Origin of the sequence: Ruminococcus sp. YE71 (assembly GCF_900119155.1) — a bacterium.
Lineage (GTDB): Bacteria > Bacillota > Clostridia > Oscillospirales > Ruminococcaceae > YE71.
The window spans coordinates 18,413-43,452 of sequence record NZ_FPIR01000025.1 but is presented as its reverse complement, the minus strand read 5'-3'; the positions used below and the strand labels follow the sequence as shown (position 1 = coordinate 43,452).

Below are 25,040 nucleotides of genomic sequence, written 5' to 3'. Positions count from 1 at the left end.
TACATGAGCTACTGGGCTAACCGGAGAATATGCACCGCTAACGGCGGACTGCCGCCTGCTGTCAAGAGAGCTCTCTACTATGACAGCTTAAGCCTTGCTGCTTAAAACTGTTCGAATAAAATGTGTCAAGTGGGATTGACAAGTTCAGTTGACGGTATGCAGGAGGCGGTTCATAAGGCTATGTCATCTGTGACCGTGTGACGGAAGGCTCAACAAGTATTCTTATGGACAGCTTCAAAAAAGGTGCAGAGGAAAGCGGTCACAATGTCGAAATCATAGATGTCTGTCATGCAAATATTCACCCCTGCACGGGCTGTGTTTCCTGCGGTTATGAGGGTAACTGCGTACAGCGTGACGATATGCTGAATATCAGACAGAAACTCCTAAACGGCGTGCCGAACGCAACACCTTAACAACGATTATTTGGTAAAGCTTGGACGGTTGGTTATACAATAACAGCCGAAAATATAAGGACTTGTCTCTGTTTACTCGGAGATAAGTCCTTATGATTATGCACCTGCAATAATTTAATGTTCGGGTAATACAATTCAATTCTTCATGTAAGGCAGCTATCGTATCATGTATTCATACGATAAACCACTGCCCAAAGGAGAAATCAATATGAAAAGAATTATATCGGCATTATCAGCATTTATTCTTGCAGCAACATCATTCGGAACGGGTGTTACTGCTTCGGCAGAAAACGCGGAAAAAGCTACTCCATCGGGAATCGCTTATAGTGACATCGGCAGCAGGATCGACAGCTACATAAAAGAACGTGAGGCAGGGCTTGCTTCGTGTGCAGTAAGCGTATTTGATGCGGACGGAGTTGTTTATGACGGATATTACGGCTATGCGGACATTGAGAACGATATTGCCGCAAATTCGGATACAGTCTACGAGTGGGGAAGCACCTCAAAAATGCTTGTATGGACTTCGGTCATGCAGCAGTGGGAACGAGGAAATATCGATCTTGAAGCAGACATCCGCGATTATCTCCCCGACGGTTTTCTCACCAAATTGCAGTACCCCGACGAAAAGATAACCATGATAAACCTGATGAGCCACAATGCGGGCTTTCAGGAGAGCTTTTACGAAAATCAGGAAGCAGCGCCCGATGATGTTTATGATACTCTTGAAGACGCTGTAAAAGCCTGCGAATGCTGGCAGGCGTTCCATGTGGGCGAATACACGGTGTATTCCAACTGGAGTACGGCACTGGCGGCTTACATCGTTGAGCAGACAAACGGCGAGGACTATGTTTCCTACGTTCACGAGAACATTTTTGAGCCGCTGGGTATGGAGCATTCCTCGATTGACCCTCAGCAGAAAGACAACGAATGGGTAGCTGAAAAGCGCCCTGAACTGAAATGCTATGGACGCTATGAAGACGAAAAATTCAACGAGGATTACGGCGAGTGCCGCTATGCAGTCCAGCTTTTTCCCGCAGGTTCGTGTATGAGTACGCTTGGAGACCTTTCAAAATTCGGTCAGGCATTTGTGGCAGAGGACTGTCCGCTGTTTGAGAATGACAGCACCCGTGATGAGATGTTCAAAGCCACATCATACTACGGCGATACCGATGTTGAAAAGAACTGCCACGGTCTATGGACGGAACAGCGCAAGGTGCAGACTTTAGGACACGGCGGAAATACGGGCGGATGTACGGCTGCGCTTGAATTTGACCCGATCAGCGGTCTGGGGATCGCGGTGCTTACCAACGAACCGGGTGAAACTGCATTTTGCAGCGGCATTCCCGTTCTGCTCTATATCGAGAGCCTTCACCAGCGTGATTATGTGGAATACTATCTCGATAAGCTGCTGTTTGGCAGTAAGGAAGAAAAGTATGCTCTATACGATTCGGACCGTGACTATCCTTTGAGCATAAAAAATCGGCTGGACAGCCTTGATGCTGTCAGCCGAAAAGCGTATAGGAAGGTCATATGAATAATAGGAGGATAAGAGGATGATAAAGTTTGTTATAGGAATGATGATCGGCGGAATTGTCGGTTTCTTCACCGCTGCGCTGCTCGCAGCTGCCAAGAGGGGTGACACCTAAACGTGAATGTTAAATATGAAACTGGAGTTCGATCAGATTGTATGACTATTATCTATTCTGCAAGAGCGATTAATAACTAGTATCTTGTTCAATTAAATCTCTGTCAAAGAATAGAATAATTTAGAACAATTATAGAATGGATTAACGGAACACGCCATCATCTTGGTACTTATTTGGTCTTTATTGGTCTTTAAAACCCACATAAAGTTAGTTAAAAACGATTGTTCTAAGTTACTATAAAAGCGCGGTATATCGTGCTTTTGCGACAGTTACTGAAGCTTGTTGGAAACAAGAATAACAATTCGAGTCCAACAGGGGGAGCCAATCAATCATAATCCGAACACCTTCATAACCGACAAGGTGTTCGGATTTGTTGTTTATTACTGACCTATCACCCGGCAGTTTCTTTACGAAACTGCCGGTTTTCTGTTGTGTAAAGCCCTCCGAAAACGTTTATAAATTATGTCCGTCTCCGATTTGCTTAACCAATTTTGTTAAAAGAATAAAATATATTGCAAAAGTATTGACAAATTATGTCACGGTATATTATGACAAATTTGTCGAAAAGATTTGAACAAAATGTAATCTTTTTAGTAATATTGTAAGTACTGCGCATCCCGAAAAAAATAATATGCTTTTCGGGGTGTGCTTGAATTTTATTATAAAAAAGGAGGATCATATCATGAGGAGTTCTTGGAAACGAGCAGCAGCCGGTATCATGGCGCTCTCGATGGTGACAGGCTCGGTGCCTTTTGAGCCTATTTCGCAGGCGGTAACGAGCTGGACGGCTTTAGTGGCGAGTGCGGATAATGATGAAAGTACAACGTCGGAGACTATTTCTTTGACTTCAAACTCAAATGTCGGTGACAAAGCAACGATTTCAGGCAATTTTGGCAGCATATCTCAGGCGTCTGGAGTTAAAATCAATGAGGGATATGATAACAGAATTACTATATCTGTTACTGATCCAAGCGTAAAAATCAAACGAATTGAATTTAACGCTATTTGGGCATATGGTTATATTACTCCGAGTAATATCAGGATATATTCGGGCAATGGTACTGTATCCTCTGATACCAGTGCGAGCAACCGAAAGATAGTTATAGAAGATATCACGTCAGAGTGCGTTATAACTGCTGATAACGTAGAATCGGGTAGCATTATTGTCAATTCCGCAGTTATCACTTATGAAGAGGTATCGACCAAAACCACCCTCACCGCCGAAAACACCACCGTCACAATGGCGACCAACAGCGCTGACGTTGCATCGGTAGTTGTCGGCGAGACCACGCTTTCGGCGACCACAGACTACACCGTTTCCTACAAGCAGGGCGATACCCCGCTTGAAGATCCTCCTGCCGAACCCGGCACTTACACCGCCGTTATCACGGGTCAGGGCAATTATGAGGGCGAGGTTCAGCAGACATTCACGCTGGAACCGTATGAAGCTTTCGACACATTTTCTACCACAAATAAAAAAACTACCCAGACCTATTCCGGCACAATTTGTACAGTAGTAGGCTTCATGTTTGATGAAGACGGATTGCGTGTCGGCAAATTGGGAGATAAAGAGGTGGTCGTCAGAGTCGCATCGGGTTACACGATAACCAGGGTCGAATATACAATAGGATATAAACGCGATGGTATAGACAATATAGACTCTTTTGATATCTCTAACGGAAAGCTGTCGTGTGATAATTTTGCAGCCGGCGGTATAATAGTTGCTGACGATATTGAGTATGACGTTGATGAGCTTGTATTATACGATGATATGGAAACAATTACGCAGATCAAAAACGTCAAGGTGTATTATGAAAAAATTGACCAGGATGCTCAGTATGACCTTTCAGACGCTGTTGTTGAGCTGAATGAAAACAATATGGTCTCTTCTGTCACGTTAGAAGGTATTGGAAAAATTAATCTGTCAAAACTGAATATAACCTACGGAACTGATGATGACCATACCTTTACAGCCGCTCCGGATGAACCCGGAAAATGCCATGCTTATGTAACCGGAAAGGATTCGCAGACACGCTATACCGGCATGGCAGTGAGCGATGAGTTCGAGATCCATAAAGTGACATTAGAAGGCGGCAGGCATTCTACTAAGACCGGTGACTATTAGGTCGGTACTAATATAGAAGTTTTCTAAAAACTAATATGAAAGACCTATACAGTGGGCTATGAATTGAACAGGCAGAGTCGAAAATCGGCTCTGCCTGTTTTGAATTTATAGATAGATTATTTTTTACTCGCAGATTGTCTTACCTGTGAATCAATAATATAGAGAAAAGGTGGATTCTCTCCTGCTTCTTTCTTTTTTTCATACAACTCTCTTATTCTTTTTGTTCTTGTTGGATTGCCAAGTTGGATGTATACATAGATTCTATTTTTTGTGTTTTCAGCTCTTGCGTATTCTTCAATTTGAACTTCAAATCCATGCAAGTATTGATCATTTGTAGAAAGTTTAATTTCTATTACTGTCTTGTCATTTCCTCGACTTAGCTTTAAATCCAACGTTCCAGGTCCTTCGTTGGCTTCAAATGACATATCAATATTATTATCTTCACAATAATCTCTTCCCTTTAGATCGATTAGGCGCTGTATATCTTTTTCTTTAGAAGAGTCCGGTAAATTGCGAATTGTTTGCCATCCTTTGTGATTTTCAACCCAGTCTTTAAATGGTTCTAAGATTCTAAATGCTGCTTGATAGCTACTAATTTGAGAACTGTCATCATGCATTAAAAAATTGTAGACACCACTTCTATTGATTCTTTTATAGGCATTAGCTGCTTCACGGCTAACAATTATATCATTAATACGGTAAAATGCAGTTCCTTTATATGTATGAATCTTATTACTTTTATTTACTGAAATGCAAAGGACATTTTTCGAATCAATGCTTATTATCTCAATTTGAAAACTGATTTTAGGGATGATGGCATTTGAACTGCCATTTTCCCTTTGAATTCTTGATTTGATAGCACTAATGTAATTGGCTTCACAACCTATAATTTCGCCATTATCGTATATACCAAGTAACAGATACCCGCCTTTACAGTTAGCAAAAGCACACATTACACGATATATATTGGTGAATTCTTTGCTTTTTCCTGATTTGAACTCTACCGTTGATGATTCGCCCTTGCTAATCAACTTCATTACAGTTTGTTTATTCATAATGCACCTCTCTTAAAAAGGCTCAATTAGTTACTTCATTGATTCAAATACTTCTCCTTCCAACGCTGATAATATCCAATAGAATCTTCGGAAATATCCTCATACTCATAATCTGCCTTGAAATTGCCTTCATCGTCAACTATAAGCGTCATAACATACCATGTATCCTTCTTGCTCAATTCCTTACGAACAGGCATTATCTGACTGTCGATAACAGCAAATGCTTTTATTATATCTTTCTTGGATATGCCTTTGAGCTTAAAGCATTCAGTATATACTCCATCGCCTGAGTCAACAAAGTATTTCATACTGTAGCTATTCTCGCCGTATTGTGCGTAGAATACTACCTTATGCCAATCATCGGGCAATACCTCCTGCAATGTATTGAATATGCTCTGATATGGTATATCTATCATTTTAATTCACCTCTTGGAGTGTTAAAAATTGTCGTTGTAAATTCTTCTCCGTTAATTGAATAACTTATTAAAAAGCTATCGGGACGGTATGAATTGCCAGGATAATCTAAGTCAACACGCATATAAACATCTTTTCCATCGCTTACTTCTTTAGCAAGCTGCTTTTCTAATTTCCAATAATCTCCTGATTGATTTTCAAAACGATCTTGCGGTACTAAGTTGCCAACTCCTCCTGCACCATTGAATTGATCGCCTATAATGTGACCTCTGTCATCTGTGGCTTTCTCATCGCCCTTTCCAATTTCAGCTTTTGAAACCTTTATTTCACCTCTGCCCTCATGATCCTTGATTTGAAGTTTACCTTCAGCAGATATTTTTCTACCAATATCGTCTGTTTCATATTTATAACCGTTAAGTTCATAAGTATTGTTAGGTATAAGATCATTATTGACACAGTATACTTCGCCGTTATCATCGGTATAGTGCTTTTCACCGTCAACTTCAAAAACAGTATTAGGCTGTAAATCGTTATTTTCTCCGATTTCTTGTGGTATATCCTGTGCCTTAGCAGAGTTCTCACCGATTTCTTTTGGAGCATCGGTATAACTGTTCTTATTTTCGCCTATCTCTTTCGGAACTTCAACTGGCTTGATTTCTGAAACCTTTGCAGGATTAACATCAGATGATACATCTTTCATGTTCATCATTACATGATACCCCCATTCATTCCGAAATATTGGTATCTGCGAGCAATATCCGCACAAGTTTCCTCACGGTTAATAGCAATGCAGATATACTGCTGAACTGTATCTATCAGCTTATCATCGCTGTCAAGCGAGAATACACTTCCAATAGACCGACGTACACGGATGAGACCGACTTCGTTGTTTTCAGCGTTTCTGAGAAGCATTGCGGTTCTATGTCCGCCGAATACATTATAAGCAACAATTAGCTTTTCTTCCTCGGTAAGCGATTCATCTGCAAGTCCTTTACGGAGGATACGCTTTGTGTTATCGCCGTTTTCAAGCCTGTTTATCCAATCAAGCACTTCTGCCTTTTCTTCGTCAGCCAAAGCTATTTTTTCGGAAATGCCGTAAATATTCAGCATAAGATGATAAGCAGATATATTGCTCTCTTTCTTGTTGAAAGCATATTTACGCTCTTTATCGTATTTTTCAGACTTGCATAATACTGCTTCTATCCAATCGTTCTGATGAATAACTGCAACGAATGCAGGCAGTTTCGCAAGCTCCTTGATTTGAACATCAGTCAGGGCTATAGACTTTCCGACAAGCTCACAATCATGTTCATCGGGAAGTCGGAAAATGATCTTGGTATTTGTGTTGCGGATAACTGCCTCATCAAGCATATCGGGAGCTTGGTCTGCAATGATAAAGCCTTCACCGTATGTACGCATCTCTGCAATCGCATTTGTGAGCATCTCAACAGACTTGCCCTGTAGATTTGATGATTCCTGTGCCTGAGCAAAGGAAGTTCGTCTGAGTAGATTGTGAGCTTCCTCCAATACAGTAATATGCTGTAAGCTCTCATTCATCTTATCGGGCTGCATACGGTATTCCTGCAACTTCATGATAAGAATACCCATAATAAGCGATTTGGTCTCAACAGAACCGACTCTGCTTATATCAACAATGACATTCCTGTCAAAGAGAGCTTCGTTGCCTATCTCCTTAGTAGAGCAGAATATCTCACCGTTGATACCGTTCGTCAGGGATTTTACTCTTGTTATCAAAGCTCCCGAATAGTCGCTCTTGGTGTCTGCGGAATACAGAGACTCACTCATAATTTCGGGCAATACCTTTATCAAATCAGCGAATGTCGGGAAATCATCACTGTAATACGCAGGATTTGAGAATATCCAGCCTTTATCCTTGTATACTCTCTCTATAGCATCTTTCAAAACGGCTGGCATAGCTGCATACATGGGCCAGCAGGCATTGAAGATCTCAACAAGGCGGTCAATATGCTCCAGAACATTGATATGCTTCGGGAATGAGAACGGATTTATATGCAGGAGCTCGGTGTACATAGGATTGGTTCCGTATACGCTGACATCATCAAATCCACCGAGAACATTCTTGTATTCGCCCTTTGCAGGCTCGATAACAAGAAAATGCTTGTCTTCCTCATATATCTGTTCAAGCAAATTATATATAAAATTTGACTTACCTGTTCCTGTTGAGCCTGTTATGAATGTATGAGCGCAAAGGCTGTCCATATCGAGCTTGACACGGATATTCTTATCCTCTTTACGCATATGATATACATTGCCTGCGATAAGTGTTTTAGGGGATTTATCACTTGGCGGTGTAAACTTCTGCACTTCTCTGCCAAATGCAACACTTTCAAGTACAGGAAGCCCACTTACCGACTTTTTAGGCAGATTAAGCGAATATGCAAGTTCTCTGCCAGTAAGCGATACTGTAGCATTAACATGAGGCGGATACATCAGCCAATCCGGATCGAACGACGGATCATCAGGAGTTATATCAAGTTCAAATTCCGGATGCTGTAATCTCCTGATAAAACCCATGATGTTAGCTATATCGTCTTTCCGTTCCTCACGGTATTCCCAGAGATTAACAGCAGACTGTGACAGATATGAATTCTCGCCCTGTGTTAAGGCAAGATACATATGAGCAGTATTGTTGGCAATTATAGGGCTTTCAGACATAAAGTAGGCAGAGAAATCCCACATACCGAGTGCTGTACTCTGTTCCACACGCTTTATCTGCTTTTCTATAAGCTCCAGCGTATTCTTTACATCATAGTTTACGAAATTCTGTGTCAGGGCATCATTTTTGCCCATAAGAACGGTAACGTTGGACGAGCGGGAGAAGTTTACGCCAAAGTTCATACCTATATTTGTGGCTATACTATGGGCATTAGATGCCATTCTGCCTATCGTATCGGTAATAGACTTGCCCTTTGTGACCGTATCAGCAAGACCTTTCGCTGCGGTTTCAGCGTGAGACAGTCCCTGTGCAGCAGTTTGAGTTATTGTATGACCCGTTCCGCTTGTATTAGTAGTTGATGTCCCTGTACCTGTCGTATTAGTGGTACTACTGCTTTTTCCACCTGTGGTACTAAGCGACTCACTTGCTCCAAGTGTAATAGTTTCACCAACTGTAGCTGAAGCACCAACGCCCATTGGAGCTGCTGATGCTGTTGCAGAAACATTTGTAGCAGATGATTGATTTAATGTTATTCCACCTGTTGTTGAACTGTTTTCGCCTGTCATGTTCGCAGTGCTTGTATTAGTGCTTGTTCCTTGACTTGTCGACTGATTTGTGCTATCACTTGTGCCAGATGAGGTACTGCTGTTCGTACCGTCTGTTGTGCTATCAGTAGATGAATCCGTATGTGCTGTACTATCGCTGGCAGTCGTGCCTCTTGAACTATTTGTACCAGCGGTAGTAGTATCTCCTATCTGTCTGCCTGCTGAACCGCCGAGATTTGCTCCGAATGTTGCCGATGAACCTACCGCTGTGGTCTCTGAAAGCGTGAATGTAGTTGACCACGTTGAGAATGGCGCTAACTTTGAATACAGCTCGCTGAGAGCATTTTTCCTTTCAAGCTGCTCTTTTACGGGTGTTGCAAGAAGAACAATAGTATATTCTTCAAGTTCACTGCTCGGAACAATACCGTCAATGAGCTTTTCCATACTTTGACTTATAAACTTTTCTGACTTCTCGGACGCTATATTGGACACGATAGCGACTGAGGACTTTTTTATGTCCTTTAAAACAGGAATAACGCCTGCATTCAGCTTGTCATGCGGCAACTTCATGATCTCTGCGCCGGGAAAGTTACCCAACAAGGACGATTCAAGTCGCTTTCCGAACATATCAGCGATATGAGGAGTATCCTTTTCGCTATTGTTGACAACTGCGAAATAAACCGTAGTACCGCTAACTCGGCGATTAAAAATGAGTGCGATATTGCAGTTTTCCTCTGAAAGAACATGATACATATTCGTGAGCTTATCAAGATTATCCTCAGTCGGATCAGTGACCCACTTTGTTACCTCAAAATAGCGGATACGGTTATCAAGACTTCTCTCATCATCAGCTTCACCGATAAACATCGGTTTGTAAAGCTCTGAAAGCTGAGGGAGATACGCTTCATAGGCTTCAATGGCATACGAGCCTAACAGTCTTTCGATGCTTTCGGGATCGGTCTCAGGCTTTTCCATGAGATAAGCATTACGCTTTTCCTCTATCTTTTCAAGCTGTGCAGAGCTTAGTCCCGAAGCCTTTGCGACAATATTACCGCCTTTGTTTGCGACTTTTCCTGCTATTTTACCTGCTCCGCTTTTGATAGTTGCCAATATAGCCATAGTGTACCCCCATTTCTATGAACCGCTTACTCTGCCTGTATTTCTAACAGACGGCAAACATAGTCTTTCGTATCTTCAAGTAATTTAAGATGCTTTTTCTTTCCTTCGATGATCTGGTTAAGCTCTCCGATCTTTACTTCCCAATCATGAAGATCGGTATTGAATGTACAGAGCTTTGTCTTGATGCTTGCAACAAGCGCTTTGCTCCATTCTTCAAAATATCTGCTGTTATTACTGCTTACACGCTCGATTTCCTGCATAACAACATCATCAAGTGTCTGAACCAGGTTTTTACAGCAAGTTCCGTTATCATATTTATCCTTGCCGAAGAATGTGCGCTTTACTGCGTGGATAGAGCGCAGATCGAATTCAACAACAGCTCTTGTCATGTTCTCCATGTTAAGCAATATAGAGTTCATAATAGCCTTCTGCTCATCATTAAGAACATCACTGTCGGTAATAATCCCCTTACAATCAGCCTTGAATGTCTCGGTAGCATTTTCCCAGAATGATCCGATAAGAGCGTTGGCGATAGAAGAAAATGCGTTAAGAAGTGCATTATATCTGTATCTAACCTTGCTTTCCATTCTGCGAAGTGCTTCATCCATATCGAAGCCCTGTTGTTCTTTCAATGCGGAAATATTCTTCCATTCCTGCTCAAACTCTGAATAAATGCTGAGCTTGCGGATTTGCAGGAAGTTTTTATATACAAGACCGTTCTGAGCCTTAAAGCTATCAAAGCTCTGACCGATACTCTGCCTGAATTCTACTGATTTATTGCTCGCTGTCAAGCTCTGCTTACTATCAAGAGATTCAGCAAGTGTACGCTGCTTCTCATCGAATAGTGTCTGTGTAGAGATGAGCTCATCATCACGTTTACGCTCTATTTCACGGACGTTGTCTTCACAAAGCTGAATGGCTCTTTGCAGATACTCAGTAGCACGGCTGCACTTGTTACAGAGTGCGTATCTAAGGGCATAGTCTGATATTTCATGCTCAATGCTTGCAAGACCGCTGTTGATGAAAAGAGTGGTATCGGATACAGCACCTTCTTCAACAACAGGAGCGACTTCCTTGCTTTTATCAATGATATTATATTTGTACAGCACCTTATCGCCACGAGCGAATTTACGGCACCTGTCATCATAAGCGTCAAAAGCGTCTTCATCAATCCATGATGTTTTATCATCTGGATCGTCCTTTTTACTTGCAAGTGCAATTACAGACGAAAGGAAAAATATCCTCGTAGACTTCCATTTGGTAATCTTTAAGCTCTGATAGCGTTCACGTTTTTCAGACAATGAACTTGGTGTAAGTATATCTCCCTTATTTACAACAATGATCGCATTTGATGTATCTAAGGATTCGCCTGTCTCCTGAATGAGGTCAAGAAGATTATTGTTATCGGTATAGTCCATTGTGTCGGGAGTAGTCAAGAGAATAAGCAAGGCGTTAGTCTGCTTGCTGAGTGACTCCCTAAGAATATCAAAATGCTTCTTGTTGCTATCTGAATTAGAACCGGGAGTGTCATAGATAACAAACTGATAATGGCTATCGAAGTATGTTACCTGTCTGAAAGGTATGCTTATATCTATCCTGCCTATTTCTGTAAGGAGTTTGCCCTTGTTAAGCCAGTCAAGGAAACGATGCATATTCTTAACTTCGTTATCTGCCTTCTCATCAGTGAAAACTGCTCCGATTTCTTCATTGACCTCAGACGGACAGTTATTGGAAATAGTATACATATCATTGCTGAATGATACGGTTATATCTTGCCCAGATGCCTCAAACGATATGGAGTATGTATCGCTGCAAGTAATCTTGAACATCTTTGCTGTTGTCGGATCAGACGAGCTGGGCAGTATCTCATAACCAATAAGGCTATTGATAAACGCTGATTTGCCTGCGCTGCAAAGACCTGTAACGCAGATAGCAATAGATTCGTCTATAGTATCCCTATACTTGCTTATCTCCGCAGCAATCTCGTCTTTGATATACTCACTGTCTTCAAGCGTAGTGATAACATCGTCGAAACGGGTTTCTATCTGTTGCATAACATAAGGAGCTTCATTGAAATACTGCTGATTCTTTTCGCTTACAATATTACAATCAGCGAAATATGTGGATATGACACTTTCTAAAGCATCATAATCGTCCTTGTTTCCGATGAAATCAATGTGAAGTCCTTTGTTGCCTGGATTAAAATGCTTGTTCAGAAGCTCGACAATCTCATATGCACGATTCTGGAATGATGTTTTTGTAAATTTATCATTTATCAGTTCTGAGCTGTATTCAGTGGAAAGCTCGCTGATATTGATAAAACGGTCATTTTCATAGCATTCGTAGATAATCTCTTTGGTATAGGGATTACAAGTGATCCTCATCTTATATGCGTTTTCCATATTTACCCCCTGAACACATAAGTATAGTATCGCAATTCATAATCTGCAAATGTAACAAATTACAATTATTCATAATATATTATACCACAAATTTGGTGAAAAAGCAATCCGTTTCAACGAAATTCTACAATATAAAAATGGATTCCACCGATGATTTGTCAACAACTTTGCTCCCACCGGAATCAAAGTTTGCTGTCAGATAGATTTCTGACCTGTTTCCCTTGTTTCAAGGCGTATTGTACGGTTTTATACGCTCCACCGCTTTTATGCTGAATACAGCACACGACCAGGTCTGAACGGTCAACCATACACCTGTTACGAACTTGTATCGCAGACTTATAGTGTACTTCGGACGAGTCGGTGCATATCTCAACTTCGTCATAGTAGTTCAGATAGCTCTGCTCATTGTCACGGTACTCAGCTTTCATATACGGCAGCACAAGAATCAGCGATGTGTTGCCGCAGCCGTATTGCTTGACAGCTCGCCTGATCGCTGATGCCACCAGGAGATCAAATTCTCCGTCCCGACCGACCAGAAATTCTACATACTGTTTTTGTGTGATGAGATCATGCAAGAGTTGGTCCAGCTTACTTTCGATCTCTGCCGCGCCTTCTACTTCACGATGCCCAAAGAAACTGACTGTGTATATGTCCATAGCTTACACCTAAAAATGTTGTTGTTCGTATTACTAATGATACCACCGCAAGAATAATCTAATATATCTTGATTATAACATATATTAGAAGATTATTCAAGATAAAACAACATATTTCCTTTGAGTATAGCTGATTTCTTTTGCTGTATTATAGTAGTAAGAGGTGATTTAGCTATGACAGACGATTTTGTAAGAAACAGGATAACTCAGCTCCGGCTGCAAAAGGGTGTATCGGAGTACCAGATGAGCTATGATCTCGGTCATAGCCGTGGATATATTTATAACATTTCATCGGGAAAGTCCCTTCCACCGCTGTCGGAGCTGTTTGCAATATGCGACTACTTCGGCATCACACCTGCGGAGTTCTTCGATGACAGCATTTCAAATCCTGAGCTGATACGGAAAGCGGTTGAAGGCATGAAGCAGCTCGATGATGGGGATCAGTTGATGATACTGAATCATATCAATAGACTACTGAAAAAGTAATCTTTTGTCCTCTTGAATTTATTGTCTCGTATTGACTTATATCAATGATAACTGTATAATTAAGTAGGTGATGATATATGGATAACCCAATTCTTGATTTTAAAAGAATACCTACTGTTTTAAAACGCTGTTCGTTTGAAAGCAAAATGAATACTGCACAGTTTTACTCTCGACAGTTGATGATTTATAGTGGCGCGCAAGGATACAGATTCCAAATCCCGTTACCATGGGAAATAGAAGCATTTGTTTTATATTCAGTCTACTCAAAAGAATGGAAATATGATAAAATAAGCAGTAAGAATTTTTGGAGAATAATGAACAGTATACGGAATTATATTCCGCCCAAATTAGAAAAATATAAGGGGACAACACAATTTTTAACTTGGTTTAAAATCACTGCTGCCAGCACTCAGTTTTATTCGCAACAGAATTATATGTTCCTTTTTTATAGGTACAATTACTATTTTTCATTCCATAATGATGTAATTGATATGAATGACATTTTCGTAAAAAAATTCCAACATGAACACTATGATTATCTACTGATGGCTCAATCTTTATGGCTTGCATTGATGTCCGAACCTGAAACGGTATTTTCAGCGATAATGCCTTTAATTCATGACTGCTATAGAGATCATATTAGTAAGTTAGCGATCAGTAGAAGCGAGTATATTAAACAAATGGATAATTATAGCGGTTCATTTGAAGATTTTCTTTACTCATTTCGCCCTTCATACTCTTACCCATTCATAGAGTATGAGAATAATTATTATTTACCCACACCTCACTTACTTTTTCAATCAGTTTGTGGCTCTATGATGTATAGGCTTACGGAAGATAATGAAGATTTAAGAAGAACAATAGGAAAAGAAGTATTTGAATCATATTTGCTTAAAATAATTATTGACTCCAATGAATTTGATCAGACTTTGCCGGAGCATGATTATGAATTTAAGGGAGGACAAAAGAAAACAGTAGATGTTATGGCAATAAAAAACGCTACTATTGTTCTTTTGGACAGAAAGTCATATGTCCCCAAATCCAAACTGAGACTTATTTCAGAGGAGGCTCTTAATGATGACATTGGTCGTATTGCAAAAGCAATAGTTCAAGTATACAAGCACACAAGAAATAGGGTAGGAAAGGAATACTATTATTTTGAAAAGAAGAAAGAGTATATAGACTTTGAAAATGACATATTTGGTGTAGTTATTATTGAAGAGGATGGCTATCTGCCAGAAGAAGAAATGTACAATTCTGCTGCTCTAAAACTCAAATTAGATGCATCTGAGACAGAATGGTTAAGGAAACATATTTTTGTATTGTCGTTGTACGATCTCGAAAGAATTCTTTTTGCTAATCAGAGCCTTATATCTTTTTTACGAAAGAAAGCGGAAAATCCAGATTTCATTATTGATTATCCTTGTAATATTGAATGTGAAGCCATAAACAGTTTTAGAAAAAACTTTTGTGATGAAATGCAAAAGCGAACATGGAACTTAGTTAAAGATATAGATGATAAAAAAGTGTTAGCTGAATTTTACAGCAAGATGAAAAGTATTGAATCAAGAAGATGTATATAGATTAAAACCCAAAAGAGCGAGCTGCCGTTTTCGACAACTCGCTCTTGTACTTATTCGTCTTCGTCTGAACACTCTGAAAGTCCGTGCAAAAGCTGAATATAAATGCACTCCGCACGGTCATGCTCCTCTCCGTCCGTTGAAATCATAAGTTCAAGGAAATAGGCTTTCGCTTCTTCGTAGTCCGTCCAGACCTCACGCCTGCCATTGCAGACAGTAGTAATCTTGCGTGTTCTCGGCATTGCCAATTCAGGTGTTTTCAACATAACTGTTACCTCCAAATCAATATTGTAGATACAGTATATACCATAATAGCACCAGAGTCCAGCATATCGGAATAATTGTAACCATTATTGTGAAAGGCGCAGCAATTTCAAAAGCCAGTCCGGTACATAGCGCACATATCGTATTTCATCGCCGTCGGGAATTATCCTGACGGCGATTTTCATATTCTGCTCAATGCTTTAGCTGAACCACCTTTGTTTGCAGAAACATCAGCGGACGCCAGAGCTTATCGCCAAGCTCCTTGATCTCCTCAATATCTTCCTTGTAAACCTTGTTCGTGACATTTGCACGACGGGCAATTTGGTTGATATTGTTTGCGATATTATTCGCAAGTACAGTGAGCCGTTTTAGCTCGTTTTCGTCGATATGGACGATGTAACCCTCGAAGATCATGGCTCTCACAAATGTACTGAGACTGCTCATCCCGCTGTTCTCAAACTTCTTCTTGATAGCCGTCATTTCTTCGGGGCTGACACGGACTTTCAGATACAATGTACGCTTCTTTTCGTCTTTCATTTCTCTTGTTCTCCTTTTTTATTTTTCTCAATTCGGGGTCGTAGGGGCAGCGCCCTCTGCCAAGCCTTGTGAAGTGTGTGTAGTCGCATTTTGCGCCCACACTTCACCGTGCTTGCTGGTAGAGTTTCGCCCCTGTGGGGCGAATGTCATTTCCGAGCATTTCAGCTCGGTCTTTTTTCTCGATTCCGAGAATTGGAGCTGTGCGACTTTCTCTATTTCGTCGCTCCCCATAATCAATATAGCGCACTTTCCCGATCACGTCAATAATAAATTTCAGATTTTTTATATTCGCTCAAAATCGCTTTGTCAAAATGCCCGGATAGTGTAAATGGCGAAATAGCGTGATTTCAGTTTTTTGAATCTCAAAATTCCCCGGATATTTGTTGACAAAGTATGAACAAAAGTTTGTGCGCAATGCGGCTTGTATTTCAAATGTAGAGCGCGCTATAATTGGATCATGGCAGGTGAGCTATGGTCACTCGGCTCGGTCTGCTAATAACACAAAAGAAAGGTTGTGATTTTTCTATGGGCATCTATACAGAAAAGAGAGATCAGCTCATTGAGAAGATCAAAGGTTTGGAAAAGCGTATCGCCAGCAATACTGCGAAAAAGAAAACGCTGGAGGACAAGCTGAAAGAAGTTTCTCGTCTGGCTATGGCAGAGGAGTACAATTGCAAGCCTCGTGAGCTTGATGAGATCATCACCTCGGAGCATTCGCTGTTGCAGAAACTCCGTGCAAGCGGTCTATCCGATGACGAGCTGCTGAAACTGGTCGGGAGTGAAAATGCTGAGAATGAGAAAAGCAATACCACCGATCTCGTCGCTGACTTCGGACAGCAAATGAGCTTTTCGGATAAAGCGAATCCATACGAGGATTAAAACTATCCGATAATAAAAATAGCTATGCAAAGGGACGGCATCTGCCGTTCCGCACAGCTATCATAAGACAACAATCATGAGGGTAAGAGAGATAAAGCGATACCCTCACTCTAAATGCATAGAGATAGACAAGCTAAAGGAGAAAGATCGCTATGAATACAAACACTACTTTTAATGTAACGTCCGAATACAAGATCGGACATACCCTTTACATGGTGACTACCGTGTTCAACCCTGCTTCAAAGGAAAGCCTTTCAGATATTCTGAAAAGGCTTATCATCCGTGAGAGCGAAAAATTCCTCGGTGAATCCGGACAAGAACCTGAGAAGCAGGCTGTGTAACTTTGGAATATCGGCGCATTGAATCGTTCGTCAATGTGCGCTATAATGATAACATAGCTTGCTGTATCTGTCGGAAAGAGAGGTAAATTATGACAGACAAGATTACAGCATTATATTGTCGCCTGAGTCAGGACGATATGTTGCAGGGCGAGAGTAATAGTATCACCAACCAGAAGGCTATCCTCAAGAAGTACGCAGAGGATAATGGTTTCAGTAATCCCGTGTTTTATGTAGATGACGGAGTTTCGGGAACGACATTTGAGCGTGATGGCTTCAAGGCTATGATGGCAGATGTTGAAGCCGGAAAGGTTGGAATTGTTATCACTAAGGACATCATTTCCCTCAATTAGATGACACCCACCAAACCACACTATTACTCACTTTTTCGGCATCAGGAAGAATTACGATTTTAATTCTCAAAATAAAAACGAGTACCTACCCCTTTTTTTGAGATAAGCACTCGTTATCATTTTTATCATTATTTTTCGATTTCAACTTTCATCTCATATCCCCCTCGGAATATGATGATTATCTCAGTTTTGCTCATGACCTTTATGCACTCTATCGCCTTTCGTATCAGAATATCATCGAACTCGGTCAGCTTGCAGCAGTCGAGGTTTATTTTCTCTACCAGCATATTTATTTTTTCTTGTTGGCATGAATTTCGGCTCTGATTGTGAAGTGATTCCAGCTTTGCACTAAGCTCTGTTTCCTCAGTGAATATTTTTTCAAGCTCGCTGTCAAATGAATCTTCATCGACCGCACCACCTGCTATCAGACCAATCATTTTGTTTCTTGCATCATCAATTTCTTTCAGACGTTGTTCTATGCGGACAGATTCATCATCGCCGAGATCAGACAACACTTTTTCGGCATTGAACTGAATGGCTTTCCTGACATCGACTTCGGAATTGTAATAATCATTCAGTGCATTCATGATCGCTGCGTGAAGTTTTTCTTCATGAAGCGAGGGCGAGCGGTGACAGTATTTCGACCCGTGATCGAGCCGGTTAATACACCTCCATACTGGCTGTTTTTTGCCCCTGACAGTCCAGATTACCCGGCGGTATGGTGTCCCACATTCGCCGCAGATCAGTATTTCGGTCAGTGCATATTTGCTCGAATAACGTCCCTGCTCGGTCACGCATTTGTCGCTGACCTTGCGTTTTGAGCTGCGTCTTGCAAGCTCCTGCTGAACCCGGTTGTAGGTCTCCCTGTCGATAATTGGCTCATGGGCGTTGGTCACAAGATATTTGTTTCTCTCGCCATTGTTCTTGACCTGTTTGTGAGTCAGGCAATCGAGCGTGTAAGACTTTTGCATTATCGCATCGCCGGAATATTTTTCATTCTTGATGATATATCTTATCCGGCTGACCTCCCACTTTCCCTTGTTGTGACAGGTCGGAATGTTCTGCTCGTTCAGCTTCTCGGCGATTTTTCTTATGCTCATACCGTCAAGGAACATTTTGAAGATACTCCGTATCACCTCGGCTTCATCGGGAACGATCTCAGGTTTCCCGTCAGCACCCCGGCGGTATCCGTAGAAGTTGTTGAAGCAGTACCTCACCTTGCCTTCTCGGAATGCTTTCTCAATTCCCCATGACACGTTTTTGCTTATGGATTCCGATTCTGCCTGTGCGAAAGATCCGTACATCGCCATCATAAACTCGCTGGTCATTGTCAGCGTGTTTATGTTTTCTTTCTCGAAAATCACGCCTATCCCCAGACATTTCAGCTCACGGACGCTTTCGAGACAATCGACCGTATTTCGTGCAAATCTGCTTATCGACTTGCAAAGCACAAGGTCGATCTTCTTCTGCCGGCACATTCTCATCATGCGGTTGAATTGAGTTCGCTTCTTCATCTGCGTTCCGCTTATGCCCTCGTCTGCGAATATGCTGACCAACGACCAGTCTTTGTTGCTGTTAATCAGCTCGGTGTAGTAGTCAATCTGAACGTGGTAGCTGTTGATCTGCTCAGTTTCGTCAGTAGAGACCCTACAATAAGCAGCGACCTTCAACTGATGATATTTCTCTCGGTTTTCAGCCGTTATCTTTTTCGCCGGGATAACAGTTACAGTTCTCTCACTCATTTTTCTTCGTCCTTTCTATGTAAGATTTCAACGCTGTTCCGTCTATCAGCTCTACGATAAATTCATGCTTATTGTTGATGATTATTCTGCTGACGCATTCCCGTATAAACTCGGCTCGCTTTTCGATGTCAGATTCATAATTTGCAATCAAATCTGTAATTCTTTCAGCCTGTTTGTCTGAACATTTATAAACAATACTCTCATATTTCAGACTCGCAAGCTTTACGATTTCTTCTTTTATACGGTCATAATCTGCCTTGTCGCTGTCGAGCATTTGGTTTATCTGATTCTGCTGATATATAATCTTGCTATTCGGCTCATATCCGATATTCTGTACTATCTTATGTTCAGATGATATAATCGTTCTGTCCAGTGCATAAGTCATCATATCATCGGTTATGCTAAATCCGAGTTTTGTGCAGTCATCGTTAATGCATCGCCAGTAGAATCTGCTGACCCCTTTATATCTGGAACCGAACCTTTCAAGCCGATGACCGCACTCGCCGCATATCGTTATTTTCTTCATCGCAGCAAGGTCAGCAGTCGGACCGCCTATTGCCCGTCGGCGTTCTTTTGAAAGCCTCTGTGCTGTGTAGTATTCCTCATCTGATATGATTCTCGGATAGGCATTTTTGCCGATATAATGCTCTCTGGCGATCAGCTTTTTGACAGTTCCGAGCTTCCATATCTCACAGCCCTCGCTGTATATTATTCCTTTGGCATTTAGTTTATCAGCAAGTTTTTTGTAGCTGAGACCGCCAATATATTCTTTGAAAATATACTTTACAATTTCAGATTCTTCGGGTTCAATTATTATGTTGCCGTTTTTCATTCGGTATCCGTAGGGTATGGTTCTCATGTTATTCACCGCCGATCTTTTCAGCAAATCTCATGCCGCCTATAAGCCTAAATTCAATTTTCTTATTCTCCACTATAACCATATTTTCGGTTATCATGGAGAATAATTCTTCATCGAACGTTTCCTTATCCTCGGTCATATTTTCAAAGCAGTCAATCAGAATATCGAGCTGGCTTATGATGCCGTCCTCATCGCTGCTCTTTGTGTGTCTGCGGAGTTCACCGTTCAGTTTCATGAGCCTTATGTCAAGTGCCGCAGACTGTGCTTGATATTTTTCTTCGGTCATGAAGTTTTTTCTTCGCATTACAGTTAGGACGTGCTGTTGCTCTTTAAGGTCGGCGATCTGTTTGTAGATGTCAATAAGACTGCTGTCACCGCCCAGCTTCCGCAGCTTTATTTCATTCAAGGATTTTCTTGCTGGTATCAGAATATCCTTATATGTTCGCCGCAGTTTGTTACACATCACGGTGAATGTATTTTCAATCACCGACTGCGGCAGACCGATGCCCTCGCAGCTTCCGGGATAATTTGATCTTTGGATACACTCCCACTTGCTACGATATTTTCTATTGTGGAAGCTGTAAAGTCCGCCGCAGCAGCCGCAGACTATTTTCTTCGAGAACACTCTTTCTTGCGGCGATGTCCTCGGTATCCTTCGGCTACTGATTATCTCCTGAACTTTGTCGAAAGTGATGTGGTCGATTATAGGATCATGATCGCCCTCGACATAGAACATATCACGCTCGCCAGTATTTTTAGTTCGCTTTGCCGGTACACCTGCGGAGTACCATTTCTGCCATATGCTATCGCCGATATATGTTGGATTTGACAACATTTCGCCTATCCTATTTTGCCGCCACATTTGCCCCGCAGGCGGTTTTACACCTTGCTGATTCAATTCTTCGGCTATGCTTCGACAGCCCATGCCGCCAAGATACATCTCAAAAATCTTCCGAACCACCGCCGCTGTTTCTTCATTGATTTCAATGTCTCCGGTTTCATGATTCTTTTTGTAGCCGTAAGGAGCGTTGGCATATTTCATCGTGCCGTCACGCATTTTCTTGCGTATGCCCCATGCCACATTCTGACCTATGGAAGTTGATTCTTCTTGAGCCAGACCGCCCATTATGGTTATCATCAGCTCATCGGTGATATTTGCCGTGTCGATGTTCTCTTTTTCAAAAAACACCGATATACCGAGATTTTTCAGCTCACGGATATTTTTCAGACAGTCCCTTGTGTTTCGAGAAAAACGGCTTATAGATTTTGTGTAAATGCGGTCGATCTTACCCTTTCGGCAGTCGGCGATCATACGCTTGAATTCTACACGCTTGTCCTCGCTTGTGGCTGATATACCCTCGTCGGCATATATCCCGATGAGCATTTCGGTCTCTGAATTCTCGAACTTGGTGCTGTAATGATTTACCTGTGCCGAATATGAGTTTTTCTGACCGCCGATCTCGGTAGATATCCTGCAATAAGCAGCACACCGCAACTTCGGTCTGCTGTTCTGACTGCCGACCGCTTCAATTATCGTTACTTGTGCCATTCGCACACCCTCCTTTCAGCACAACAGAATACCACAATTTCGGACGAATTGGAATCACCAACACCAATAAAATTGATGACCAAAATCTGTGCAAACCGCACTCTGTCCTAATATGTGTAAGGGCGATATTACGCCCTGTTTGATTATCGGTCTATGTGTTTGTCGCTCTGTCCTGCGACTACGCACAGACACATCGTTACAACTCCGACCACACCGCCGACCATTGTTCCTATAATGAATTTCAGCATACTGCTACCTCCCAATCTCTGAGTGACGGATACAGTGCAAAGGCTGTCTCCGTGTTCTTCTTTTTGAGCTTGTCCTTTTCTTCTTCGGTGATCTCGGTATCTACCAAAACACGTTCAACTATCGCTCTCATGAGAGCGTCCATGTATTCTGCCTGTGCGTATTTGATATTTTCCATTATACCGCCTCCTTGATTTTTTTCAGCTTGTTCCAAAATTCCGTCAGTTCGTCAATATCCTCTGTGCTGTGCTTTTCGCTCAGAGCGTTCAAGATAGTATTTCTGTATGGCTTGTTCTCTCTTGTGCTTGCCCTCGGGTCGAGTATGGACACGATGCCCTTATCACTTGATGAACGTATCAGTCTGCCTGCCCCCTGCTTGAGCTTGATTATCATTTCGGGAACAGCCACATCTCTGACCCTGTTTTCGACTTTTGACATTTTGTAGTCGATTATCGGGTCGGGAACGGGGAACGGCAGCTTGAAGATGATGACCTGTGATAAACTCTCGCCCTCAATGTTGATACCCTCCCAATAAGTTCCCGTGCCGAGCAGAACAGAGTTTGTGTCACTCCTGAATTTACCAAGCTGACGTGACTGCGATGAACCTTTTCCTTGCAACAATATCTTGTAAGGCAAATGCTTGTTGCTGAGTTTCTTATAGACATACTCCATATCTTCTTTTGCGGTAAAAAGGATAAGCGTTTTTCCGCAGGTGATATTAAGCAACCTAACGATTTCCGCTATCGACTGTTCTCTATACAGTTGTCTGTTTTCAATGTTCGGATACGTCAGCTTATCCGAGCAGTAGAGCATCGTATTTTCATCGTAATTGAACGGCGAACGCTTCGGCTCGGACACAAAACCAACAGTAGGAAACGCAATATTGTGTAGAAAGTAACGGCACTTTTCTGTCGGACTGCCATCATTCTTATCGGATATAGTCGCTGAAGTCAGTATGGTCGTGCGACCCGATGAAAAGAGCATTTTATTTATCATCATGCGAATTTCCTTGCGGCAGACGCATATTTTCAGCCTGCTTTCCATTTCAAGCCAGACGATATGGTCATTGCAGACATTCAAGACATTCTTCAGAAATTCTTTTGCATATACAAGGTTCGCATTTGAGTGATTCTCAATCCAGACAAATCTGTTGTAGATCACCCGGAGCAGTTCTTTGGTATATTTGTCTTTTTGCAAATAATATGTCGAAGTATCCGCTTCGTTCATTTTCCGCTGCTCACTGACCTGACGGACAAGCCATCTGTAGAGCTGTTCGATATATTCTATCGTGTCATCAGCGAATTTCTCTAACTCTGCCTTTCGATTTTTCGGTATTTTGGAGACACTGTGTCTGACAGCGTTTTGAAGTTCATAGCAGTCAAAAGCGGTGGTGAACGCTTCACGGAACTTGCTTTCAAGATTGTGAGCCTCGTCAACTATGACCATACTGTTGTTTGAATTGAACAGACCTTTTCCGCCAGTGCTGACATTCTGTAAATGTGCCACCAGCATATTCTGATTGCAAATAACAATACCGTTTCCATTGTGAAGCTGTTCCCTTAATGCGTAGTAATCACAGCCATTTTTCATCATGCAGCTATGGCATTTTTCGCCGTAGCTTTGAACATTCACAAGCTCCCATATCTTGTCGGGAATGTTAATGCCGATTGCTGCTCGGTCAGTGCCTTTTATTCTCATCAAAGACGAAATATCTCTGAATATCGCATTGTTCTTCTGGCTTTTAATAGCATTCTCCAATCGTCTTGGGCAAAGATAATTTCTCATACCTTTTGCGACCGTTACATCAATGTGTACACCAGTCATTTCCAGAACATTCGCAGCATCTTTTGCGAGCTGTTCCTGCAAAGCAATTGTCGAGGTCGCAATGATGATCTGCCTATGCGATTTCATATACTCCATGACCGCTGGCACAAGATATGCGTAGGATTTCCCGATTCCGACCTCTGCTTCTACCGCAATGGGCTTATGTTCCTGTATAGCTTCGCATACCTCCAACGCCATTTCAAGCTGTCCTGGGCGAAGCTCCAAACCGTCATTTGCTGCTTCTTCAAAAAATTCTCTCGTTCCATTTTCTATCGGATATGACAACCATTTTTCTGATAACACTGCCATTTTTCAAGTCTCCTTTATGTCAAGACTGACACATATCGCCCTGTCTATCTTCTCCATTTCGGCTTTGTTAAGTGTGCCAATGTACTTTTCAAGCCTGTCTTTCGACACTGTTCTGATCTGTTCCAGCATTACGGTCGAGGAAAAGAACAGCATTTTTGTATGCAGACGGACGTGGGTCGGTAGGTACTTTTTCGGCTTTGTGGTGATAAATGCAACGATAGTTGTAGGCGAATACTTGTTGCCCACGTCGTTCTGAATTACCACTGCCGGTCTGCTGCCCGATTGCTCGGAACCCACCGCCTGTCCTATGTCCTCTATGTTGGTGTAGTAAATATCGCCACGCCTTATTCTTTTTATATTCTCCATACGGCGACAATCCTTTCTCCGCAGTGAACAACGGCTTCATCGCAGGCTTTTTCTGACGAGTCAGCCAGTACGGTAATTCTGCGAATGTCTCCGAATCTGATACTTTCGATCTCAATTGTGTAATAATTCACTTTCAAATCCTCCTGTTTTTTATGTATCAGCGGATACAGCTTTCACCGTATCCGCTTTTTCGTTTTGCCTTTTCGGTCTCTTTTGAAGACCGACAGAGCATATCACTATGCCCTCTGTCACCTTATGGGGTGACCTCACTGCCGTAAACACGGCAGCGCTTTCCTTCGACAGATTATCTGCTCCGAAGGTGCATGAAATTATCTAACAGAAAACTGCCCCCTCATGCAAAAGGAACACTCCGGCGAGCCTGACGTCCTAATCAGGCTCCGTAGGACTTTCACCTCCCGGGCTGCAAAACCCGAGCCATTTTTTACGGATGTACCCATATCCCAACTTTCATCGCCTGCGAGGTGGCTGCCTCGCTGACCTGTCTGTATTGTTCGCTCGCCGTTTTCACGGGTCGTGGCGTACAGCGGTCACGGCTGACGAGTTCATCGCCCGCCATCGGGATCTGACGTACCGGAGTGTTGGATATTCAGTTGTCAAAATGCTGTGAGATTCAT

Annotated in this window: 24 protein-coding genes and 1 pseudogene; 8 read left to right on the top strand and 17 right to left on the bottom strand. The window is 42.0% G+C overall.

The window, feature by feature from the left end:
- Positions 1-224 precede the first annotated feature (224 nt).
- The 3 genes from BT142_RS16920 (at position 225) to BT142_RS16910 (ending at position 4,184) form a co-directional block, all read left to right on the top strand.
- Positions 225-413: a flavodoxin family protein gene (locus BT142_RS16920; RefSeq protein ID WP_072419356.1), complete on the top strand. Its 189-nt coding sequence runs from the start codon at positions 225-227 to the stop codon at positions 411-413.
- Between the two features lie 208 nt (positions 414-621).
- On the top strand, positions 622-1,947 hold the full coding sequence (locus tag BT142_RS16915) for a serine hydrolase domain-containing protein (RefSeq protein WP_072419355.1): 1,326 nt from the start codon (positions 622-624) through the stop codon (positions 1,945-1,947).
- A gap of 794 nt (positions 1,948-2,741) precedes the next feature.
- Entirely contained in the window at positions 2,742-4,184 is a 1,443-nt protein-coding gene (locus tag BT142_RS16910; protein WP_072419354.1) for a hypothetical protein, read from the top strand.
- A 116-nt stretch (positions 4,185-4,300) separates the two neighbouring features.
- On the opposite strand, the gene BT142_RS18560 is transcribed toward BT142_RS16910, so the two are convergent.
- From BT142_RS18560 to BT142_RS16875, 6 genes are all read right to left on the bottom strand, one after another.
- On the bottom strand, positions 4,301-5,239 hold the full coding sequence (locus BT142_RS18560) for an AlbA family DNA-binding domain-containing protein (protein WP_084659539.1): 939 nt from the start codon (positions 5,237-5,239) through the stop codon (positions 4,301-4,303).
- A 35-nt stretch (positions 5,240-5,274) separates the two neighbouring features.
- Positions 5,275-5,655, bottom strand: a complete 381-nt coding sequence (locus tag BT142_RS16895; protein ID WP_072419353.1) for an immunity protein YezG family protein — start codon at positions 5,653-5,655, stop codon at positions 5,275-5,277.
- The gene (locus BT142_RS16890) at positions 5,652-6,362 is read right to left on the bottom strand and encodes a DNA/RNA non-specific endonuclease (protein WP_072419352.1); all 711 of its coding nucleotides are present in this window, start codon (positions 6,360-6,362) and stop codon (positions 5,652-5,654) included. Before BT142_RS16890 ends, BT142_RS16895 begins: the two co-directional genes overlap by 4 nt.
- Positions 6,362-10,015 (bottom strand): helicase HerA domain-containing protein, encoded by a 3,654-nt coding sequence (locus BT142_RS19770; protein ID WP_072419351.1) that lies wholly within the window; start codon positions 10,013-10,015, stop codon positions 6,362-6,364. Before BT142_RS19770 ends, BT142_RS16890 begins: the two co-directional genes overlap by 1 nt.
- 26 nt (positions 10,016-10,041) lie before the next feature.
- On the bottom strand, positions 10,042-12,417 hold the full coding sequence (locus BT142_RS16880) for a dynamin family protein (protein WP_072419350.1): 2,376 nt from the start codon (positions 12,415-12,417) through the stop codon (positions 10,042-10,044).
- A 182-nt stretch (positions 12,418-12,599) separates the two neighbouring features.
- A complete protein-coding gene (locus tag BT142_RS16875; RefSeq protein WP_072419349.1) occupies positions 12,600-13,073 on the bottom strand; it encodes a hypothetical protein in 474 nt (157 codons plus the stop codon).
- 174 nt (positions 13,074-13,247) lie between these two features.
- Between BT142_RS16875 and BT142_RS16870 the strand changes: the two genes are divergently transcribed.
- Complete coding sequence (locus BT142_RS16870) at positions 13,248-13,559, top strand: helix-turn-helix domain-containing protein (protein ID WP_072419348.1); 312 nt, start codon at positions 13,248-13,250, stop codon at positions 13,557-13,559.
- Between the two features lie 77 nt (positions 13,560-13,636).
- Complete coding sequence (locus BT142_RS16865) at positions 13,637-15,142, top strand: hypothetical protein (RefSeq protein WP_072419347.1); 1,506 nt, start codon at positions 13,637-13,639, stop codon at positions 15,140-15,142.
- Between the two features lie 50 nt (positions 15,143-15,192).
- On the opposite strand, the gene BT142_RS16860 is transcribed toward BT142_RS16865, so the two are convergent.
- Both BT142_RS16860 and mobC read right to left on the bottom strand, forming a co-directional pair.
- Positions 15,193-15,405 (bottom strand): hypothetical protein, encoded by a 213-nt coding sequence (locus BT142_RS16860; RefSeq protein ID WP_072419346.1) that lies wholly within the window; start codon positions 15,403-15,405, stop codon positions 15,193-15,195.
- A gap of 190 nt (positions 15,406-15,595) precedes the next feature.
- Positions 15,596-15,940 carry a plasmid mobilization protein gene (gene mobC, locus BT142_RS16855; RefSeq protein WP_072419345.1) on the bottom strand — a complete coding sequence of 115 codons (345 nt, stop codon included), beginning with the start codon at positions 15,938-15,940 and terminating at the stop codon, positions 15,596-15,598.
- A gap of 525 nt (positions 15,941-16,465) precedes the next feature.
- Here mobC and BT142_RS16845 point away from each other — a divergent pair.
- The 3 genes and pseudogenes from BT142_RS16845 to BT142_RS16835 all read left to right on the top strand — a co-directional run.
- Positions 16,466-16,819: a hypothetical protein gene (locus BT142_RS16845; protein ID WP_072419343.1), complete on the top strand. Its 354-nt coding sequence runs from the start codon at positions 16,466-16,468 to the stop codon at positions 16,817-16,819.
- A gap of 152 nt (positions 16,820-16,971) precedes the next feature.
- Positions 16,972-17,160 (top strand): transposon-encoded TnpW family protein, encoded by a 189-nt coding sequence (locus BT142_RS16840; RefSeq protein ID WP_072419342.1) that lies wholly within the window; start codon positions 16,972-16,974, stop codon positions 17,158-17,160.
- A gap of 89 nt (positions 17,161-17,249) precedes the next feature.
- Positions 17,250-17,495 (top strand): annotated as a pseudogene (locus tag BT142_RS16835) (recombinase family protein); the annotation flags it as partial.
- A gap of 143 nt (positions 17,496-17,638) precedes the next feature.
- Here the strand turns inward: BT142_RS16835 and BT142_RS16830 are convergent.
- From BT142_RS16830 to BT142_RS19950, 9 genes are all read right to left on the bottom strand, one after another.
- A complete protein-coding gene (locus tag BT142_RS16830) occupies positions 17,639-19,252 on the bottom strand; it encodes a recombinase family protein (RefSeq protein ID WP_072419341.1) in 1,614 nt (537 codons plus the stop codon).
- The gene (locus BT142_RS16825; protein WP_207647531.1) at positions 19,245-20,084 is read right to left on the bottom strand and encodes a recombinase family protein; all 840 of its coding nucleotides are present in this window, start codon (positions 20,082-20,084) and stop codon (positions 19,245-19,247) included. Before BT142_RS16825 ends, BT142_RS16830 begins: the two co-directional genes overlap by 8 nt.
- Positions 20,085-20,112: 28 nt before the next feature.
- Complete coding sequence (locus tag BT142_RS16820; RefSeq protein WP_072419339.1) at positions 20,113-21,660, bottom strand: recombinase family protein; 1,548 nt, start codon at positions 21,658-21,660, stop codon at positions 20,113-20,115.
- A 143-nt stretch (positions 21,661-21,803) separates the two neighbouring features.
- Positions 21,804-21,908, bottom strand: a complete 105-nt coding sequence (locus BT142_RS16815; protein WP_072419338.1) for a DUF3789 domain-containing protein — start codon at positions 21,906-21,908, stop codon at positions 21,804-21,806.
- Positions 21,902-22,084, bottom strand: a complete 183-nt coding sequence (locus tag BT142_RS16810) for a hypothetical protein (RefSeq protein ID WP_072419337.1) — start codon at positions 22,082-22,084, stop codon at positions 21,902-21,904. Before BT142_RS16810 ends, BT142_RS16815 begins: the two co-directional genes overlap by 7 nt.
- Positions 22,084-24,039, bottom strand: a complete 1,956-nt coding sequence (locus tag BT142_RS16805; RefSeq protein WP_072419336.1) for an ATP-dependent DNA helicase — start codon at positions 24,037-24,039, stop codon at positions 22,084-22,086. The genes BT142_RS16810 and BT142_RS16805 overlap by 1 nt, the downstream gene beginning before the upstream one ends.
- 3 nt (positions 24,040-24,042) lie before the next feature.
- The gene (locus tag BT142_RS16800; RefSeq protein ID WP_072419335.1) at positions 24,043-24,405 is read right to left on the bottom strand and encodes a type II toxin-antitoxin system PemK/MazF family toxin; all 363 of its coding nucleotides are present in this window, start codon (positions 24,403-24,405) and stop codon (positions 24,043-24,045) included.
- Positions 24,393-24,536 (bottom strand): hypothetical protein, encoded by a 144-nt coding sequence (locus BT142_RS19290; protein WP_175444980.1) that lies wholly within the window; start codon positions 24,534-24,536, stop codon positions 24,393-24,395. Before BT142_RS19290 ends, BT142_RS16800 begins: the two co-directional genes overlap by 13 nt.
- 311 nt (positions 24,537-24,847) lie before the next feature.
- On the bottom strand, positions 24,848-24,982 hold the full coding sequence (locus tag BT142_RS19950) for a hypothetical protein (protein ID WP_278277580.1): 135 nt from the start codon (positions 24,980-24,982) through the stop codon (positions 24,848-24,850).
- Positions 24,983-25,040 lie beyond the last annotated feature (58 nt).